The sequence below is a fragment of the Candidatus Enterovibrio altilux genome (assembly GCF_002381345.1).
Classification (GTDB): domain Bacteria; phylum Pseudomonadota; class Gammaproteobacteria; order Enterobacterales; family Vibrionaceae; genus Enterovibrio; species Enterovibrio altilux.
This window is the reverse complement of record NZ_CP020663.1, coordinates 149,421-169,645: the sequence shown is the minus strand read 5'-3', so window position 1 is coordinate 169,645 and position 20,225 is coordinate 149,421. Positions and strand designations below refer to the sequence as shown.

The following is a 20,225-nucleotide window of genomic DNA, read 5'->3' as shown; positions in this document are numbered from 1 at the left end:
TTACCATGAATTTTCAGTTGGTTCTGGCTTGTTTTTTTGCCGAGCCTGTAAAATTATTTGTGCGTGGATCAGTCCCGCGGTGTCATTATGTACTTGTTCTAGCTTGTTCAAAAAAGAATGACTGGTGGAAAGGCTATCTTGGCTGTTATTAGGCGCTTCACCCACTGGGTTGGGATTTTGTTCACTATTTTTATTACTTTCTTTTTTTGGGTTAGCCTCATGCTGAGGGAACGATTGCACTGGTTCGTTGGTCTTGTTACTGCTCTTTGCGTTATTAATATTGTGACTTTTCCCCTCGCTCTTTTGATCTTGCGCGCCATTGGCTGTTTGGCTCTCAGAGAGTGAAGACATATTTTTTTGTTCTAATTGTTTACTGTTTTGTTCCTGTTGCTGAACTTGATCTTGTGCTGAGTCATTTTGGTCGTTCTGCTGTTGAACTAATGGTTGTTGCTCAGATGATTGATCTTGCTGTTGTTGCTCAATCGCTTGTTGCACCACATTTAAATTTTTTTTAGCATCTGCATTATTAGGATCATTTTGCAATACAAATGTAAAGGCTTCTGCTGCTTTCTTAAGATCGCCTGATAGAGCATATGCGTTGCCAAGGTTGAAGCGTGACGTCATATCATTTAGTGTAGATAAAGTGTCAATTGCACCTGGATAATTGCCATTCTTATATTGGGCAATGCCTTTCCATTCTGGGGATGTAAACCCCTCTGCAGCTTGCTTAAAATCACCAGATATATATTGGGAATATGCTTGTTGGTCATTGGTTTGAAAAATGGCTGCGGAGACTGAATGTGTTGGCACTAAAATAAACATTACTGTCAACACGGCACCACGGCGGAAGCCAAACAGTGCTAGAAGCATCACGGGCATGATTAACCAAAAACCTGCATTCAAACGTTTTTCTATAAATTGGTTTGTGTTTTTCGTTGTGCTATCCATTGGCTTTTTTGTAAAGGTCACGAGGTTCTCAACATCACGGTCTGTTGGTTGCCATATTTGCAAAATACCACCTGTTTTTTGGGTTATTACAGACAATGATTGTAAAGCTACTTTTGCAATAACAGGTTTACCGTTCTGCTCGAGTAAACTGCCGTCTGGCAGTTGAATAGGTGCACCTTGTTGTGTGCCTATGACGAGTATTGATACTCGATATTTGCCACTATTAAGCGTATTTAATGTGGTTTTGGATTCGCGTTCTGTCATTCCATCGGTGATTAAAATAATGTCACCATGTGTAAAGCCTGCTTGTGTAAGTAATTCGATTGCCTGCATAATGCCTCCGGCTGCATTACTGCCGGTACTAGGCATAATGTTAGGTGATAGTTCTGGTATCAGGGTTTTGAGTGTTTGTGCGTCATCAGTCAGTGGGCTGATAACATAGCCATCTCCTGCATAAGCTACTAAACCAGAACTGCCTTCTTTCCAACCCGGTAACATATCAAGCGCTTTGAAACGCGCTTGAGTTAATCGGTTTGGCAGAATGTCTGTTGCATACATAGAACGTGACATGTCCATGACTAACACGCGTGCACCTGACAAGCTTACCGCAGGCATTTCGTTTTGCTGCCAACTAGGCCCAGCTAATGCAAATACTGACAATAACCACGCCAACACTAATGCGATGAGCGGCCATTGTTTTTGTTTATTTTTAGTTGCCTCTTTATCAGAAAGCAGTGCTAAAAGATGTGGAGCAATTAAGCCTGATTTTTGTGTTTTACCTCTCATCCATGGGGATAGCAGTACCAGTGGTAATGCCGCTAATAACCATGTAGGATACATCAATGTGACGTCAAACATTACGCCTCCTTATCATGACGATTATAACAGAAAACACTAATGAAACCGCCAGTGGAAAACGAAAAAGCTCATCATGAGGACGCCATGTTTGTTCTGCTCTAAAAATGGGTTCAAGCTTGTTAATGATTGAGTAAATCGTTTCTAATTCTTGAGGGCTGCGGGCTCGAAAATATTCCCCACCTGTTATTTTAGCGATTTGTGTCATGGTTTTTTCATCGAGATCTTGCGAAGGGTTTACCATGCGAGACCCAAATAAACTTCGCTGGCGTATTTGTTCAGCTCCCACACCTATCGTGTAAATAATCACGTTGTTATCTTTAGCAAGTTGTGCTGCTTCAAGCGGGTCGATTACTCCGGAGGTATTGGCACCATCACTGAGTAAAATGATTACGCGCTGTGGCGCTTTGCTGTAGATAAAGGTTTTTATTGCAATACCTAAACCTTCGCCAATGGCAGTGCTTTGTCCGATCAAGCCTAATACGACACGATCAAGCTGTTGAGCGACAGTATTTCTATCAAAGGTAAGAGGTGTCTGTAGATAGCCATGGTCCGCAAAGAAGACAAGACCGAGACGGTCACCAGAGCGTCTTTGAATGAAGTCGGATAGCACGTTTTTTACTGCGGTGATGCGATCGATGATACTACCATTGGTGGTTACCATATCTGCCATTGCCATTGAACCGGACAAATCCACGACTAACATCATGTCGCGGTGTTTGGGTTGAATTTGTATTGGGTCTCCGTACCACATGGGCCGTGCCATTGCACTTACAAGGCTTAACCAACAAAGCGTCATTAATATATGTTGATGTCTGGTTGTGGTTTGCTTCTCACCAAGGCCTTTTGGTAAACGCGGTAAATGGATAATAGTAGGGCATGTGATAGGTTTAGCAAGCTTGAATACCAGCCAAGGCACAGGAAGCAAAGCAAATGCTAACCACCATATAAATTCAAACATGGTTAACCTTTTTTCTGTCGGTGGATTTTGGGTTATTGAATGTGTGAAATGTTTTTGGTGGTAATGCTTTTTTCAGCCATTTTACGGCTAATGCTCTACATGTTCTGAACTCATCATCCGACAAGCCTTCTTGCGAAAACGAGCCTTTTTGCCAGAGACTTTCATGAGCAACAAAACTGTCTTCCCCTACAACAGGTTGTTGATCATCTAGAAAGTGAATCCATGCGTTGCCAGTGAGCCCCGCCACATGTTCTCGATCGAAGTAGCTTAATGCAGCGCGCTTAAGTAGTGAATTGATGTCTGCTAATGATGTTAATGAATTCAACGTTTGCAGAGCTTCTTTTTGCGCACACGTTTTTTTAGTATGCATTTGATACCATATAATAAAGAAGATTATTACGGACAATGTTACGGTAATAACTAACCACCATCCCCATGCCAGCGGCCAAATGCCGGGAGCGTTTTGAAGGTGGATATCCGCCAGTGGCAGTGTATTGGACGTTTGCGTAGTCATCTTGACATCTTTACCTTAGTCTTCTTTTTACTCAATTGCTGCAATAACGATTGTGATGCTGTAACTGAATGCTGCGATATCGCTAGCGAACGAGCTAAATCGGTAATAAAGGATTGGTGACGTTGATATTGTTCAGCCAAGCCATCTCTGGTTTTACGAATCGAAAAATTTAACCATGCGGTTTGTATATTGTCTGTGACTAGTTCTTGCCCGCGAAAAGCCGTTTTACCTTGTTCTAGCGGATCAAAAATTTGAATAAACTGGATGTGGTTATGTTGTCGAAGTTGGTTTAAGTGGCGTTCATCTTTCGTAGTTAATGAATAAAAATCACTTATGATGGCGATTTCACTACCTTTTGGACACAGATGATGCAAATGTCGCAGCATATTCTGCCAGTCTGCTTTAGGAGAAGATAGCAATGGTGCAGAGTGGTTAGTAGCAAGCATTTCTGCATGGGATTTAGTTAAAGCATGAATGATGGTAAGAGGCCCTTGCTGACGAGCCGTCGGTTTGCATTCTTGTAGTCGAATACCATTATAAATTATTGCCCCTATCCGATCTTGCTGGTTCACAGTGAACCAACTGAGTAAACTAGCAAAGTGTGCAGCTTGCACTGATTTTAGCATCAATTGAGAGCCGAACTTCATGCTGGTACTGAGATCAATAGCCAACATTACTGGATGCTCTCTTTCTTCGATAAACAGCTTAGTGTGTGTTTTCCCAGTGCGCGCGGTGACTCGCCAATCGATAGAGCGGATATCATCACTTGGTTGGTAAAGGCGTGATTCAGAGAAATTCATGCCGCGGCTTTTATATCGGCTGCCATGTTGACCATTAAGTTGTGACCAAATGTGAAATGCTGGCGGCAACCAACACACTGCTTGTTGCCGATAGTAAAGCAGCTCAGCTAAACATAGATTTACGCCATTACTGTGTGCAGGTAGCTCTTGTGGAAGTAAAATGTCGTTGGTGTTGTTTGAACTCATACACTGGTAACCTGATTCAGTAGGTGTTTAACCACGCTGTCTGCATCAATTCCTTCTGCTTGCGCTTCATAGCTAAGTAATAAGCGATGTCGTAGCACAGGGTAGGTCATGGTTTGTACGTCATCAGGAGTCACAAAATCACGGCCTTCTAACCACGCATGAGCACGTGCGCAGCGATCGAGTGCCAACGTTGCGCGTGGACTTACACCCATGTCAAGCCATAAGGTTAGTCGGTTGCTGTAACGATTTGGTTCGCGTGTCGCCATCACGAGGCGAATAATGTATTTTTCTACATCGTCGGCCATGTAAATACCTAACACAGATTTACGAGCTTCAAAAATACTTTCCTGATTGATGTGTATAGGTTTTTGTTTTACGACGCCCTGTGCTTCTCCTCGGTTAAGGCGAAGTATCTCTAACTCGCTATCTTCATTCGGATAATCGATATTTAATTGCAATAAAAAACGGTCAAGTTGTGCTTCAGGAAGTGGATAAGTACCTTCTTGTTCAATTGGGTTTTGTGTGGCCATCACCAGGAAAAGTTTTGGTAATGCATAAGTTTGTCGACCTGCCGTAATTTGCTTTTCTGCCATAGCTTCTAGCATGGCTGCTTGTACTTTGGCTGGAGCACGGTTAATCTCATCTGCCAGCAATATGGAATTGAAGATAGGACCCGCTTGGAAGGTGAAGTCTCCAAGTTCAGGACGATAAATATCTGATCCTGTCAGGTCTGATGGCAATAAATCTGGCGTAAATTGGATACGATGGAAATCTCCTTCGATGCAATCAGATAATACTTTCACTGCGCGCGTTTTTGCTAATCCAGGTGGACCTTGAACTAAGATATGCCCATCCGCTAAGAGGGCAATTAGTAATTGCTTGACGAGAGCAGGTTGCCCAATAATCTGACTTTGTAAGTAAGTGTTAAGACATTGAAATATATTAACTAGCATGGTAAATATAACCTTAGTGTGTCAAAAATAAAAGAAAAATAATTGATCTTAGACCACTTGAATGTTAAGGCCTTGTATCTTATTGAATTGATATGGAGCGCTTGAAGAGGTCTTTCAAGGGATGTTAAAAAAAAAGCATTAGTAGCGACCAATAAAGTTTAGTTTTTGGTGCCGCATGTGGCTCTGCTTCTTAATTTGAGTTAAAAATAAGAGGGTAAACTCAATATAATGGACTGTTAGAAGATTGCTTTCGTTTTAAGCATACCTCTAGCTCTGGCAGCTTATTTAACGCTTTTATCATGGCATAGGTTTTGCCAGTCAAGGCATTGTAATCCCTTAGGTTCAATGTCTCTTCGAGTAGTTTTTTGATTCAAAATATTGCCATGTTTGATAAGGAACCTTTATGGTAACTATACCTTGTCTTTCAATGCTTATTTGAATCGTATAACTGCTGGTCACTGACCGCTAAATCACACAAAGATTTTATTTTTAAAAGTTGCTTTTGTCTTGGTGTAGTGAGTGGAACCGCTCGTTTAATACGAATGGTTTTGTCAGATTGTCTGGTGTCGTGAGCATCATTGTTTCATGTTTCACTGATTTTTCGGAGGTCTGTTTGAGCAAGCTAGGTAGTACTTCACCTTCAGTCAGATTTGATGAACTTCATTCAGCAGCAATGACTTCGTGCATATTTATATCTACCGTTTACTGTTTTGGTTCATTTACTAATGTATGAATAATTAAGGTATGATAATGATAGTTGTACAAATTTGAAAACAGAATTAATTAATCCATGCAGACCTTTCAATGGCATTGAAAATACGCGTCTAATCAGGAGAATCCTACGTGATGACTAAGCTAAGTCGTTAAATAAACGTAATTTTTTATAATTATCCTGCTTAAGTTAATGCTATAGTTGAATTACTTTTTCATCAATTCAGAATATTAGTGAGCCATTATTGATTAAAGTTTGATTATACTGCTGCCAGTTTATTTTTTTGTAGTGAAGCTTGCTCATAGACCTGAATATTTAAGCGAACCTAGTTGTTAAGAGCGTAGATTAATTATTTTGGTCTATGGTTTTAGAAGCCAAGCACTATGTGCTCGCTTGAAATGATGCAATAAAAAAATGAGCGGCTCTTTAAAGTAGACGTCAATGCATGAAAAGTTATTGGTACATTTGCGGAACGTAAGTATGATCTTTAAATCACAATCAGTATATTGAATACATGACCCACAGGATTATCATGCTGGATTCTAGATTACTTCGTACCGGGCTGTATGCAACAGCTGAAAAACTGGCGTATCGTGGTTTTAAACTTGACGTTGATATACTCCGCGACCTAGAAAAAAAACGAAAATCATTACGAATTCGTACCGAAGAATTACAAGCGAAACGTAATTCACAATCCAAATTCATTGGGCAGGCTAAAGCGAAAGGCGAAGATATTCAGCCGTTGCTGGCAAAAGTTAAGAATCTAGGCGATGCTCTAAACAATACAAAAAAGGAATTGGTGGTACTTCAGAACGAATTAAGCGCGATTGTTCAGTCTGTTCCTAATATTGCGGACGACGCAGTACCTGTTGGTCATGATGAATCTGAAAATGTGGAAGTCTCCGTGTGGGGTGAACCTAAAACATATGATTTCGACGTAAAAGATCATGTTGATCTGGGCGAACTTTCTGGTGGTCTCGATTTTGTGAGCGCAGTTAAGTTATCAGGTTCGCGTTTCATTGTGATGAAAGGTCAAATGGCGCGTCTACATCGTGTAATTGCACAATTTATGTTAAATTTGCACACGACTGAACACGGCTACACCGAAATGTACGTGCCTTATTTAGTAAATGCAGACAGCCTTTTTGGTACTGGCCAACTTCCGAAGTTTAGTAAAGATTTATTTCATATCCAGCCTGAAGCAGCAGAAAGTATGGCTTTGATTCCTACTGCTGAAGTACCACTGACCAACATAGTACGTGATACCATTGTTGACGAAGTGGATTTACCAATCCGCATGACCGCATACACTCCATGCTTTCGTTCAGAAGCAGGTTCTTATGGTTGTGATACTCGTGGTTTGATCCGTATGCACCAATTCGACAAGGTTGAGTTAGTTCAGATCGTGAAGCCAGAGAATTCAATGGTTGCACTGGAAGAATTGACTAGTCATGCGGAAAAAGTGTTACAATTACTGCATTTGCCATACCGTAAAGTAATCCTGTGTACTGGTGATATGGGTTTCTGCTCTGCTAAGACTTACGATCTGGAAGTTTGGGTGCCAGCACAAAATACATATCGTGAAATTTCATCATGTTCTAACATGACTGACTTTCAAGCACGACGTATGCAAGCACGTTTTCGTCGTAAGTCAGCAAAGAAACCAGAGTTGCTTCATACGTTAAACGGTTCTGGTCTGGCTGTTGGTCGCACTATGGTTGCTATCCTTGAGAATTACCAGCTTGAAGATGGTCGAGTGCAGGTGCCTGAAGTGCTTCGCCCATATATGGATGGTGCAACCCATATTGGTTGATCTGGCAGCCTATTTAATGCTTTTAGCATGGTTTTGGCGTCGCCAATCTGGAATGGTAATCCCTTAGGCTCAATGTCCCTTCCAGTAGTTTTTGGACTTGACCATTGCTCTCTTTGCTAGAAAATTTTTATAATAACTGGCTTTATTTCCTGAATCAGTGAACTAAATTTTAACCAATATTTTAAACAGCTAAGCTAACTTAAATATTCAAGTATATGAACAAGCTTCGCTACAAAACAACTAATTGAGAGAAGTATAATCAAGACTTAATTAATCGTGGCTCATTAACATCCTGTGTTGATGAAAAAGCCATGCAGCTATAGAATCAGACTAAGCTGGGTAATCATAGGAGACCTTGTTTATTTAGCAACTTAACCATTACGACGGCCCATATGGTTAAATGCGTATTTTCAATGCCACTGAAAAATCTGAAAGGATTAATTAAGTTTGTGTTCAAGTTTGCTCAACAGCCGTTGCCATACCTTCACTATTCATGCATTAGCAGGCTAACTAAAATGGTTAATGTCATGTTCAAGATGAAAAATTAAAGAACCATCTAGCACTAAGCTATTGCTTCTATGGGACTCAAAGTCTACGGGGAGGGAGAATGGAAGTAAAAAAATATGGTACTGGTAGAAAACGGCTAATCTGGTGCAAATTATATTTAGCGGTAGGTATAAATACGCATGAAATCATTGCTACTGAGTTAAGTGCATTAAATGTGACTGACGATAAAATGTTACTTAACTTGTTCAAACAGATCTGTCGAAAAATCAATAAAATATCAGCCGATGGAGTGTACGACACCAGACAATATTACTAAGCCGTTCGTATTCAACGAGCGGTTCCACTCATCCCAATAAGAAAAGGAACAACTTTTTGAAGACGAGGTCGTCCGCGTAATTTAGTGATCAGTTACTAAAAATTATACGGTTCAAATAAGCATAAAAAATGAGCTATGGTAACCATAAACGTTCTCTATCAGAGATGGTAATGGTTCGAGTCATAAAGCTTCTTGGAGGAGCATTGAGTTTAAGAGATCGTAGTGCTCAGATTAGCAAAATTTTCGCTATGATCAAAGCGTTAAATAATTTGACTGGGCTAGGGATGCTTAACCTAAAAGCAATTATTTAATCGTGAATCATGTTGAAATTTATTGTACTGTTACTAGTTTGTTGTTTTGTAGCGAAGTTTATTCATAAACCTGAGTATTTAAGTTAACCTAGCTGTTTAGAATATAGATTCATCATGTAGTTCCCTGATTTAGGAAACAAAGCTGATTATAAGTGCATTGGTACTCCGAATAAATATTAAGTTTCAGGTACTAAAATCTGCATCTCAAAGTTGATTGAGTATATAATAGACTTCTTTGAAGTTATACGGAAGTTAACAACGTGCTAGTTGATTCGCATTGCCACCTTGATAAGTTGAATTATGAGGGTCTGCATAAAGATGTTGCAGAGGTCATAGAGAAAGCCAAAAAACATGGTGTGGATTATCTACTGTCTGTGGGAGTTACACTGCGTAGTTTTCCAGTAATGATGAATTTAATTCGTCCATATACAAATGTCTTTGCATCTTGTGGTGTTCATCCTTTGGAGATTGCTGAAGGTTTTGATTACGAGAAACTGAGAGCCTTGGCATCGGATGATCGTGTTGTTGCCATCGGTGAAACAGGATTGGATTATTATTACCAGCCTGATTTAGCTGATATACAGAAAGATATATTTCGTCAACATATTCGCTTGTCTGTTGAACTCAGTAAGCCATTAATCATCCATACTCGCATGGCACGTGAAGACACCGTACGTATTCTCCGTGAAGAACATGCAGAGAAAGTGGGAGGAGTCTTGCACTGCTTCACTGAAAGTTATGAGATGGCAGAAGCGGTGATTGAACTTGGCTTTTATATTTCTATTTCTGGCATTGTGACGTTCAATAATGCGTATGAGTTAAAAGACGTAGTCAGTCGTCTACCGCTAAATCAATTATTGGTAGAGACGGACTCTCCTTATTTGGCGCCGATTCCTCACCGTGGGAAACAGAATCAGCCCGCGTATGTTCGTGATGTAGCCGAATATGTTGGTTTATTAAAAGGTGTGTCAGGTGATGAGGTGGCAAAGATCACTACTGAAAATTTTTTTAAACTTTTTTCTACGGCCATGCGTTAGTCGATAAGAGCTCATACTTATGATTTTATTTGGATTTATTTCCTAACTCTAATTTAGAGAGTAAATCTCCGCATGATTCACTATATATAATCGTTATTGTGTTAGGCATATCTAGTCTTGTCAACTTATTTAACGCTTTTATTATGGCGCCGGTTTCACTAATCTGAGTCGTGTGCTTCCTTAAACTCAATGTCCCTACCAATACTTTTTTAACTCAAATTATTGCTGTCTCTGCTATGGAACGTTTATAATAACCAGTCTTATTTCCTAAATAAAAGAACTAAATTTTCAATCAAGATTTTAAACAGCTAGGCTGACTTAAATATTCAAGTCTATGAACAAGCTTCACTACAAAAGACCTAACTGAAAGCAGTATAATCAATCTTTAATCAATCGTGGCTCACTAGTATTCTGGGTTTATGAAGAAGCTATTCAGCTATGGAATCAAACTGAGAAGGGTAATCATGGGAGACCTCATTTATTTAGCGCTTTAGCCATTACGATGGCCTTCATGGTTAAATGCGTATTTTTAATGCGATTGAGAGATTTGCCAGGATCCATTAATTCTATCTTCAAATTTGTTAAACTGCTATTGTCATGTCCCCCATTATTCATGCAGCACTTAGCCATGGATTCTACAGGGCTGAAAGTCTAGGATGAAGGCGAATGGAAAGTAAAATCATGGTACTGATGGAAAACGGCGTCTGACGTAAGTTATATTTAGCAACGGATACAAATACGCATAAAATCATTGTTTCTAAGTTAAGTGCATTAAATGTGACTGATGGTGAAGTGCTACTTAATTTGCTCAAACAGCCCGCCGAAAAACTAATGCAATGTCAGCCGATGGTGCTTACGATACCGTTCGTATTAAGCGACGGTTCCGATCATGCCATCAAGAAAAGGAGTCATTTTGTGGGAACGAGATCATCCGCGTAATTTAGCGGTCAGTTATCATAAGCAATATGGTTCAAAGAAGCATTGAAAAACGAGGTATCGTTACCATAAATGTTTCTTATCGGAGACGGCAACGTTCCGAGTTAAAAAACTACTTGGAGGGATATTGAGCTTAAGAGAGCACAACACTCAGATTAGTGAAACGTGCGCCATGATAAAAGCGTTGAATACGCTGACCTAGCTAGGTATGCCTAAAATAAAAATGATTGTTTCATTATTAATCATGTTGAAATTTATTCTCTGAACTCTAGTTAGGAAACAAAGCTCGTTTCTGTCATATGTTTGATGGCTCTGTTAGAAACTCTATTAGCGAAGATGAATTAAAAATATGCATTTTTTAAATGTTTAATCGTTGCCGACAAGGATTTGTTAGAAGTGAAAAAATCTTGCAGTCTGGTGTCTCAAGTGGATAAAAATTTCTAAAACCTATATTTAATAGGTTCTTTGAAATATCATACCTAAAGTTCGTGTGTGTTAAACCCATTAAAATAATGCGGTAATCTATAATGAGAACCACATAATTAATGGAAGAACGTATCGTAGCTTTTTAAGTCTTTAGATGTGGGATTACTAGAGAGAACAGAAAACGCAGAGATAGCGCAGAAGCTGAGTGCTACTGGCTTGTTAACATATTTCGTTAATCAAACATTCTCTGGTTCGACCTCTTGCAATTAGATCCTTGTGTACATTTATGTTTTTGTCTGCAAAAATTTTTTTGATTTTCAGGACACTCTGTTTATTTTGTTCGTAATTCGATAGAATTCTGCAGTTAAAGCTTGTTCTGAATTGAGAAGTGACCATGTTTGAAATCAATCCTATTAAAAATCGCTTAGTGAACATTGTTGAACGTGTAAATATCCTTCGGGGGTATCTTTGACTATGGCACTAAGCAAGAACGTCTAGAAGAAATTAATGTCGAACTTGAACAACCTGATATTTGGAACGAACCAGAGCATGCTCAAATGCTAGGTCGCGAGCGCTCTGTGCTTGAAGCAGTAGTAGTAACCATTGATTTATTAGATCAGGGTGGCGGGTATATTAACGATTTGCTGGAATTGGCCGTGGAAGAAAGTGACCAAGACACCTTTGATGAAATTGAACCTAATTTAAGTGAATTAGAAGCGAAACTGGTGAAACTAGAGTTCCGTTGTATGTTCACGGGGGAGCATGATGACTCTGATTGCTATATCGATTTGCAAGCAGGTTCAGGTGGTACAGAAGCGCAAGATTGGACATCTATGATGTTGCGTATGTACTTGCGATGGGCTGATACAAAATGCTTCAAATCAGAAGTTATTGAAGTGTCAGCTGGCGATGTGGCTGGATTGAAATCAGCTACAATTCTTGTTAGTGGTGAATACGCTTATGGCTGGCTGCGTACTGAAACTGGTGTTCATCGCTTAGTGCGTAAATCACCATTTGATTCAGGTGGTCGTCGTCATACATCGTTTGCTTCAGTGTTTATTTACCCTGAAGTTGATGACAACATTGATATTGATATTAATCTTTCTGATTTACGTATTGACGTTTATCGTGCCTCTGGTGCAGGTGGACAGCACGTAAATACTACTGAATCAGCCGTACGTATCACACACGTACCGACAAATACCGTGGTTCAGTGCCAGAATGATCGCAGTCAGCATAAAAATAAAGATCAAGCGATGAAACAACTTCGCGCAAAACTGTTTGAGCTAGAAATGTATAAGAGAAACGCTGAGAAACAAGCGAGCGAAGATGCAAAAGCGGATATTGGTTGGGGAAGCCAAATTCGTTCTTATATTCTGGATGATTCACGAATCAAAGACTTGCGCACTGGCGTAGAAAACCGGAATACTCAAGCCGTGCTTGATGGTCATCTCGATAAATTTATTGAAGCCAGCCTGAAATCTGGGTTGTAATTTCACGTTGATTAAAGGTTAATTATGACTAATCAATTACTAGATGAAAACAAGTTAATTGCGAAGCGTCGTACTAAGTTGAACCACATTCGTCAAACTTGTAACGCAAATGGCCACCCGAATGATTTTCGTCGTGAGCATATAGCTGCAGAGCTTCAAGTGGAATTTAACGATAAGAGCAAGGAAGAACTAAATAGGCTTGGTCATAAAGTAAGCATTGCTGGCCGTATCATGGCGAAACGTGGACCATTTATTGTATTACAAGATGCTTCCGGTCGTATTCAATCTTATGCATCAAAAAAGGTACAGAATGATCTGAAAAAAAAATTTCACGGTCTAGATATTGGTGACATTATCGGTGTGAAGGGTGCATTGCATAAGTCAAGTAAAGGTGATCTTTATGTGAACATAGAAGAATGTCAACTACTCACTAAATCACTGCACCCATTACCAGAAAAGTTTCATGGTCTTGCAGACCAAGAACAATGTTATCGCCAGCGGTACGTTGATCTTATAGTTAATGAAAATTCTCGTAATGTGTTCGTTATACGTTCTAAAGTTGTTATGGCTATTCGTAACTTTATGACGGAAAGAGGTTTCATGGAAGTGGAAACTCCAATTATGCAAAGCATCCCAGGTGGAGCTTCTGCACGTCCGTTCGTGACTCATTATAATGTGCTGAATCAAGAAATGTTCCTGCGTATTGCACCGGAGCTTTATTTAAAACGCTTGATTGTGGGTGGTTTTGAGCGTGTATTTGAAATTAACCGTAGCTTCCGTAATGAAGGTGTGTCTCCACGTCACAATCCAGAATTCACTATGATGGAATTCTATATGGCTTATGCAAATCATCATGATCTGATGGATCTGACCGAAAAAATGCTGCAGAGTATAGTACTTAGCGTTCTAGGGTGCGCTATCATACCTTATGGAGAAATAGATATAGACTTTAATTACCCATACACACGTATAAGCATGTTGAAGGCTATTAAGGAATATAATCTTAATAATGTAATTATCCAAGCGCTAACTTACGAAGGCGTGCAAGATCGTGACCTGATGGCTGGTATTGCGACTAATCTTGGTATTTACGTCAAAAAATTTTGGACTTATGGTCAGTTGCTTGAAAAAATTTTCAGTGAAACAGTTGAACCTAATCTGATTCAGCCGACGTTCATTACTGAATATCCAGCGGACATTTCTCCACTAGCTCGTCGTAACGATGAAAATAATTTCATTACCGATCGTTTTGAGTTCTTCATTGCTGGCCGTGAAGTGGCGAATGGATTTTCTGAGTTGAATGATGCAGAAGACCAAGATAACCGTTTTAAAGCTCAGTTTGATGCAAAAAAATATGGAGATGAAGAAGCAATGTTTTATGATGGGGATTATATTACAGCGCTAGAATATGGTCTGCCACCAACAGCAGGTCAAGGTATTGGTATCGATCGTTTGGTTATGCTGTTCACTAACACGCACACCATTCGTGACGTGATTCTATTCCCGTCTATGCGCCCACAAAGCAAAGCCTAAAGGTTACGTTTTATTTCCTAATTTGAATTTAAAGAGCAAATTTCAACATAATTGACGATTCAATAATTACTTTTATTTTAGGCATACTTAGCCGGTCAGCTTATTTAACGCTTTTATCATGGTGTAAGCCTCGCTAATCTGAGTATTATAATTTCTTAAGCTTGATGTCCCTTCAAGTATCTTTTTGACTCGAAACATTGCTGTCTCTGATAGGGAACGTTTATGGTAACCATACCTCGTTTTTTAGTGTTTATCTGAGCCGTATAATTTTTGATAATTGACCGCTAAATTGCGCGATGACCTCGTTCTTAAAAGTTACTCCTTTTCTTGGTGGTTTGAGTGGAACCGGTCGTCTAATACAAACGGTTTCGTGATATTGTCTAGTCGTAAGCACCATCGGCTGATATTTTGTTAATTGTTCGGCGGATCTATTTGAGTAAGTTAGGTAGGATTTCACCGTCAGTCACATTTGATGCATTTAACTTAGCAACAATGATTTAATACGCATTTAATCATGAGTGCTGTTGTAATGGTTAAGTGGCTAAATGAACGAGGTCGTCCATTATTGCCTTGCTTAGTTTGATTTCATAGCTAAATAGCTTCTGCATCAATCAAGAATGTGAGTGAACCACGATTGATTAAAGCGTGATTATACTGCTTCCAGTTGGTTTTTTTGTAACGTAGCTTGTTTATAGGCTTGAATATTTCAGTGAAGCTAACTGTTTAGAACGTAGGTTAATAATTGATTTCCCTAATTTAGGGAAGAAAAGTATGACTATAACCGATTCGATATTAGCAATCAGCATTAAGTATTAAGTGTTAAGTGTTAAGTGTTAAGTGTTAAGTGTTAAGTGTTAAGTGTTAAGTGTTAAGTGTTAAGTATTGCACATTAGTATTACACATTAGTATTAATGTGGCTGTCATGTTTGAAAATTAGGAGACAGTTGTTTTTGGTCTGCATGGGAATTCCGATTAAAAAATCAATGCTTGCGTATTTGATTATCATAGAAAAAATATTCAATGTACTTTGCGATTATTTTATCTATATGTAAAGTTACGTTATGGTGTACAGATGATTTTACTGCATACAATTTTTTAGTATAAACATACTGTTGGTAACTCTATATGCAATGTATTGAGAGGGAAAGTCGGCTCTCCTGTACTTGTTTGAAACACCTTGATAGAAAAATTAGCGCGTATTTAAAATCAGCAAAGATGCACGGCAAAGTCATGGTTACATTCATTGAATGTGAGTATTACCTTTAAACCATAATCAACTTATAGAAAATATAACTCGTAAAAATTTCATTAGATCTTTTGAAAAAAGTTACTGCAATATCCTAGGCAGTAATTTTATCACTTTCACTCTAGCTTAGTGATAAACATAAGCAAGCTGCAACCGTTGTTGCAGTTAACAATAGTGATGACGTTTTTAAAGTTACCGATTACATGATTTAAGTATATACAAGGTTAACTCTCGAAGTGATGCTGGTGACCAACTCGTAACCAATTGTTCCAATATGAGCAGCTACCTCCTCAACAGGGAGATTTTCTCCCCACAAGATTACTTCATCACCTACACAATCCTGCGAGTACGAGCCTAAATCGATGGTTAGCATGTCCATTGAGATACGTCCAACCAATGGCACTCTTCTCCCGTTAATTATCACTGGCGTGCCATCCGGAGCAACGTACGGGTATCCGTCCCCGTAGCCAATAGCGACAACACCAATACTGGTATCATTTTCGGCTATCCAACGCCCGCCATAACCAACCGATTCTCTTTTTTTTATTTTTTTAATGGCAATCAAACTTGACGTCATGGTCATCACGGGTTTCAAACCAAGTATTTTACTCGTGATAGATGAGACCGATGAGATCCCATAAAGACAAATACCGGGTCTTACCCAGTCTAAATGACTCTTTGGCCAAAAGAAGCATCCTGATGATGCCGCCAGTGAACGGTAACCTTTCTGCCCTGCAATAGCATCAAAAAACACTATCATTTGTTTCTGTGTTACCGAATTTTCAAGCTCATCAGCACAGCTAAAATGACTCATAAAATGCAGTGGTTTCGCCACATTTGGACATGCATTTAATCTTTTGATGAACATGTTGACATTCTCAGGACGCACACCGATACGATGCATGCCTGAATCGATTTTTAACCACACTCGTAGAGGTCTTACCAATATAGCTTGCTCAAGCGCTTCTAACTGTTCTATGCAATGCACTGCAGTTTGCAGTTGATGCTTAACCAATAGGGATAAGTCTTTCGCAGCATAAAAACCTTCAAGTAATAAAATTGGTGTTTCTATGCTATCTGCTCTAATCGCCAGAGCTTCTTCTAAACGAGCAACACCAAACCCATCTGCATGGAATGCAAGCGTATTCGCGACAGTCAACAAACCATGACCGTAGCCATTCGCTTTTATCGTGGCCCATACACGACTATTAGCTGTTTTTGTACGAACAATGCCAAGATTATGCACCAAGTTGTTTAGTTGAATATAAGCGGTTGCCGCCTTCATAATACCTCGTCATTATTTTTCGTGAAACGCAGGGCCTGTATAATTGTCAAAACGTGAATATTGACCTTGGAAGGTCAAGCGTACTGAACCAATAGGGCCATTACGCTGTTTACCGATGATAATTTCGGCAATACCTTTCAACGGACTCTCAGGATTATAAACTTCATCACGATAGATGAACATAATAAGGTCAGCGTCTTGCTCTATCGCGCCTGATTCGCGCAAATCAGAGTTAATTGGGCGTTTGTCGGCACGTTGCTCCAATGATCGGTTAAGCTGTGATAAAGCAACAACAGGTACATGCAGTTCTTTTGCTAATGCCTTCAAAGAGCGACTAATCTCAGCAATTTCTAACGTACGATTATATTGCATGCCAGGAACGCGCATCAATTGAAGATAATCAACCATGATCATTGAAAGACCACCGCAATCACGAGCAATACGGCGTGCGCGTGAGCGTAAAGCCGTTGGCGTCAGAGCTGAACTATCATCAATGTACATGTTTTTCTTTTGAGTTAATACACCCATTGTTGTTGAAATACGCGCCCAATCATTATCGTCCAACTGGCCAGTCCGAATTTTGGTTTGATTAACACGAGAGAACGACGCAAGCATTCTCATCATCAACTGTTCTGCCGGCATTTCTAGAGAAAAGATAAGAACAGATTTTTCCTGATCCATTGCGGCATTTTCACATAAATTCATCGCGAAAGTTGTTTTACCCATGGATGGGCGAGCTGCGACAATGATTAAATCTGACTCTTGCAAGCCGGCTGTTTTCTTATTCAAGTCGGTAAAACCTGTGGACACTCCTGTCACACCATCATGTGGAATTTTGAGCAGTGATTCAATCCGCGCTAAGGTTTTTTCCAGCACTACTTCAACGTTTTGAGGCCCTTCACCTTCGCTGGTACGCTCTTCAGCGATAGCAAATACTCTACTCTCTGCCATGTCAAGCAGATCTTCTGATGAACGTCCCTCAGGTTCATAACCTGCATCTGCAATTTCATTTGCGACTCTGATAAGGTTACGTACTATCGCTCGTTCACGAACAATATCAGTGTATGCGATAATGTTAGCAGCACTCGGTGTATTTTTGGCAAGATCTGCTAGGTAAGCGAAACCACCCACATCATGCAAGTGATTTTGTTTTTCGAGGTGTTGCGACAGAGTAATAAGATCTAGAGGATTACCGCTATCAAGCAACTGTTTCGTACTTTCAAAGATCATGCGATGTGAATGACTGTAAAAATCAGATGCAACCACTTTTCCAGCCACATTTTCCCAGCGATCATTATCCAGCATTAACCCCCCTAATACTGATTGTTCGGCTTCTAAAGAATGTGGCGGCATTTTCAGGGCATCAATCTGACGATCTTTGGGTTGATTAGAGTTAAATTGCTTGTTGCGTTGCTCTGCCATATTACTTAATACCTTGTCGTTGTACTGTCATTATATTGGCTGTGCTTCCTAATGCGAGTTCAGATAAAATATTTCAACACGATTAACTCTCGGACGATGGTTTGCATTTTAGGCATACCATCCTGTTGGCCTATTTAATGCTTCTATCATTACGTAGGCCTTGCTAATCTGGGTATTATTATTCCTTGGGTTCAATGTTCTTCTGAGCAGTTTTTAGCACGGAATCTTGCCGTCTCTGATAGGGAACGTTTATGGTAACCATGTTTGCCAATACTGCTTTGAACCATATAACTTTTGGTAACTAACTTCTACATTATCGCGGATGACTTCGTTCCCAAACAGAAGCGTCTTTTCTTGGTGAGATGAGTGAAGTCGCTTGTTTAATACGAACGGCTTCGTAACACAGTTTAGTGTCGTAAGCATCATCTCCTGCTATCTCATTGCTTCTCTGGCGTGGCGGTTTGAGCAGTTAAGCAGCACTTAACCATCAGTGCCATGCTTTTTGATTTTTCATTCGCTTTAACCGTAGATTTTTGGACCATAGAATTAATGGGTAAGTACTGGATTATTCCTTGATTCTTCGTTTTGACCGCGATATTAATCCTTTTTGCTTGCTGACTAATGCATGAATAATGAGAGCATGACAACAGCAGTTAAGCAAGCGTAAAATAAAATTATGAATTTTTACAGACCTTGCAACTGCATTGAAAATATTTGTTTGACCATGAAAGCAATCTTAATGGCTAAGTTACGAAATAAACGAGGTCTCCCACGATTATCATGCTTAAGTTAATTTCATAGCTGAATGATTTCTGCACAAATTTAGCATGCTAATTAGCTACAATTGATTAAAGTTCAATTGGACTGCTTCCAGTTGGTTGTTTTGTAGCTAAATTTGCTTATAAACTTAAATATTTCAGTGGATTTAAGCTGTCTAAAACGTAGATTAATGATTTAGTTACCTGGTTTAGTAAATAAAATCCACTGATATAACTTATTCAAAAGCACGATACCCGTGGAGCTGCTTTCACTTCTGCGCTAAACTCCACAATTAAGAAGCTCTCTACAAATTGGTTAAGGATTTTGTTATGAAAAAAGCCGTAATTGCATTTAGTGGTGGGCAGGACTCTACCACTTGTCTAGTTCAGGCATTGCCTGAATTTGACGAAGTACATTGCATGACCTTCGATTATGGCCAGCGACACAAACAAGAGATTAAGGTTGCTGAAGCTGTGGTCAAAGAACTTGGTGCGACATCGCACAAAATTATGAATGTTAGCCTATTAAATGAGTTGACGAGCAGCTCGCTGACGTGTGACAATATTCCTGTATCCCATGAATTGCAAGAGAATGGATTACCTAATTCTTTCGTACCTGGACGTAATATCTTGTTTCTCACTTTGACGTGTATTTATGCGTATCAGTTAGGTGCAGAAACCGTTATTACTGGCTTGTGTGAAATAGATTTTTCCGGCTACCCAGATTGCCGGAATGATTTCGTTCAGGCAATAAATAAGGCCTTGGTACTTGGCATGGATCACCAACTAGAAATACGCACCCCTCTAATGTGGCTGAACAAAGCAGAAACGTGGGCATTAGCCGACAAGCTCAATAAATTTGAGTATATTCGTGATAATACATTAACTTGTTATCATGGTGTTATCGGAAGCGGTTGTGGTGATTGTTCTGCTTGCAAGTTGCGTCAAAAAGGCTTAAATAGCTATATCAATAAAAAATGTAATAATATTATGCAATAACTCTATTGTCTCATTGTTACTCAAATAGCCAGTGGCTTTGCTCTTTAAATAAGGAAGCTAAATTATCAATTTATGCTCAAAATAGCTAAACTTGCTTAAATATTCAGGTTTATGGACAAGTTCCGTTACAAAAGAACTAACTGAGAGCAGTATAACCAAGCTTTAATCAATTCTAGTTCAGTAACATTCTGGATTTATAAAAAAAACCATTCGG

At 39.4% G+C, this 20,225-nt stretch carries 15 protein-coding genes and 4 pseudogenes; 7 read left to right on the top strand and 12 right to left on the bottom strand.

Going from position 1 to position 20,225, the window contains the following annotated elements; all coding sequences use genetic code 11:
- The 6 genes and pseudogenes from BTN50_RS08415 to BTN50_RS08390 form a co-directional block, all read right to left on the bottom strand.
- Positions 1-1,806: a VWA domain-containing protein gene (locus BTN50_RS08415; protein ID WP_096619803.1), complete on the bottom strand. Its 1,806-nt coding sequence runs from the start codon at positions 1,804-1,806 to the stop codon at positions 1-3.
- Complete coding sequence (locus tag BTN50_RS08410; RefSeq protein WP_096619801.1) at positions 1,799-2,764, bottom strand: vWA domain-containing protein; 966 nt, start codon at positions 2,762-2,764, stop codon at positions 1,799-1,801. Before BTN50_RS08410 ends, BTN50_RS08415 begins: the two co-directional genes overlap by 8 nt.
- The gene (locus tag BTN50_RS08405) at positions 2,757-3,278 is read right to left on the bottom strand and encodes a DUF4381 domain-containing protein (RefSeq protein WP_096619799.1); all 522 of its coding nucleotides are present in this window, start codon (positions 3,276-3,278) and stop codon (positions 2,757-2,759) included. Before BTN50_RS08405 ends, BTN50_RS08410 begins: the two co-directional genes overlap by 8 nt.
- Complete coding sequence (locus BTN50_RS08400; protein ID WP_096619798.1) at positions 3,275-4,264, bottom strand: DUF58 domain-containing protein; 990 nt, start codon at positions 4,262-4,264, stop codon at positions 3,275-3,277. The genes BTN50_RS08405 and BTN50_RS08400 overlap by 4 nt, the downstream gene beginning before the upstream one ends.
- Complete coding sequence (locus tag BTN50_RS08395; protein ID WP_096619797.1) at positions 4,261-5,217, bottom strand: AAA family ATPase; 957 nt, start codon at positions 5,215-5,217, stop codon at positions 4,261-4,263. Before BTN50_RS08395 ends, BTN50_RS08400 begins: the two co-directional genes overlap by 4 nt.
- A gap of 220 nt (positions 5,218-5,437) precedes the next feature.
- A pseudogene (locus BTN50_RS08390) lies at positions 5,438-6,232 on the bottom strand (transposase).
- 229 nt (positions 6,233-6,461) lie between these two features.
- Between BTN50_RS08390 and serS the strand changes: the two are divergent.
- The 3 genes and pseudogenes from serS to BTN50_RS08375 all read left to right on the top strand — a co-directional run bounded on the left by serS (position 6,462) and on the right by BTN50_RS08375 (position 9,913).
- Positions 6,462-7,742 (top strand): serine--tRNA ligase, encoded by a 1,281-nt coding sequence (serS, locus tag BTN50_RS08385; RefSeq protein ID WP_096619796.1) that lies wholly within the window; start codon positions 6,462-6,464, stop codon positions 7,740-7,742.
- A 269-nt stretch (positions 7,743-8,011) separates the two neighbouring features.
- Positions 8,012-8,876, top strand: a pseudogene (locus BTN50_RS08380) (IS5 family transposase).
- Positions 8,877-9,136: 260 nt separating this feature from the next.
- Positions 9,137-9,913, top strand: a complete 777-nt coding sequence (locus tag BTN50_RS08375) for a TatD family hydrolase (RefSeq protein WP_096619795.1) — start codon at positions 9,137-9,139, stop codon at positions 9,911-9,913.
- Positions 9,914-9,938: 25 nt separating this feature from the next.
- On the opposite strand, the gene BTN50_RS10280 is transcribed toward BTN50_RS08375, so the two are convergent.
- Positions 9,939-10,103, bottom strand: a complete 165-nt coding sequence (locus tag BTN50_RS10280; RefSeq protein ID WP_161493004.1) for a hypothetical protein — start codon at positions 10,101-10,103, stop codon at positions 9,939-9,941.
- Between the two features lie 198 nt (positions 10,104-10,301).
- On the opposite strand from BTN50_RS10280, the pseudogene BTN50_RS08370 reads away from it, so the two are divergent.
- The 3 genes and pseudogenes from BTN50_RS08370 (at position 10,302) to lysS (ending at position 14,301) form a co-directional block, all read left to right on the top strand.
- A pseudogene (locus tag BTN50_RS08370) lies at positions 10,302-11,051 on the top strand (transposase).
- Positions 11,052-11,669: 618 nt separating this feature from the next.
- Positions 11,670-12,768 (top strand): peptide chain release factor 2 gene (gene prfB / locus BTN50_RS08365; RefSeq protein ID WP_096619794.1). Its coding sequence is split into 2 segments (ribosomal slippage): positions 11,670-11,744 and positions 11,746-12,768, totalling 1,098 coding nucleotides; the frame shifts between segments, so codons are not numbered across the junction.
- Between the two features lie 24 nt (positions 12,769-12,792).
- Positions 12,793-14,301 (top strand): lysine--tRNA ligase, encoded by a 1,509-nt coding sequence (lysS, locus tag BTN50_RS08360; protein WP_096619793.1) that lies wholly within the window; start codon positions 12,793-12,795, stop codon positions 14,299-14,301.
- A gap of 28 nt (positions 14,302-14,329) precedes the next feature.
- Here lysS and BTN50_RS08355 read toward each other — a convergent pair.
- From BTN50_RS08355 to BTN50_RS12540, 5 genes and pseudogenes are all read right to left on the bottom strand, one after another.
- A pseudogene (locus tag BTN50_RS08355) lies at positions 14,330-14,994 on the bottom strand (transposase).
- Between the two features lie 761 nt (positions 14,995-15,755).
- Complete coding sequence (gene alr, locus BTN50_RS08350) at positions 15,756-16,832, bottom strand: alanine racemase (RefSeq protein WP_096619792.1); 1,077 nt, start codon at positions 16,830-16,832, stop codon at positions 15,756-15,758.
- 12 nt (positions 16,833-16,844) lie between these two features.
- Entirely contained in the window at positions 16,845-18,254 is a 1,410-nt protein-coding gene (locus tag BTN50_RS08345; RefSeq protein WP_096619791.1) for a replicative DNA helicase, read from the bottom strand.
- A gap of 249 nt (positions 18,255-18,503) precedes the next feature.
- Positions 18,504-18,677, bottom strand: coding sequence for a hypothetical protein (locus BTN50_RS12545; RefSeq protein WP_394336796.1), 174 nt, complete (start codon positions 18,675-18,677; stop codon positions 18,504-18,506).
- Positions 18,678-18,691: 14 nt separating this feature from the next.
- On the bottom strand, positions 18,692-18,901 hold the full coding sequence (locus BTN50_RS12540) for a hypothetical protein (protein ID WP_150137289.1): 210 nt from the start codon (positions 18,899-18,901) through the stop codon (positions 18,692-18,694).
- A gap of 423 nt (positions 18,902-19,324) precedes the next feature.
- On the opposite strand from BTN50_RS12540, the gene queC reads away from it, so the two are divergent.
- Positions 19,325-20,011: a 7-cyano-7-deazaguanine synthase QueC gene (gene queC / locus BTN50_RS08335; protein WP_223823277.1), complete on the top strand. Its 687-nt coding sequence runs from the start codon at positions 19,325-19,327 to the stop codon at positions 20,009-20,011.
- The last annotated feature ends 214 nt before the right edge of the window (positions 20,012-20,225 follow it).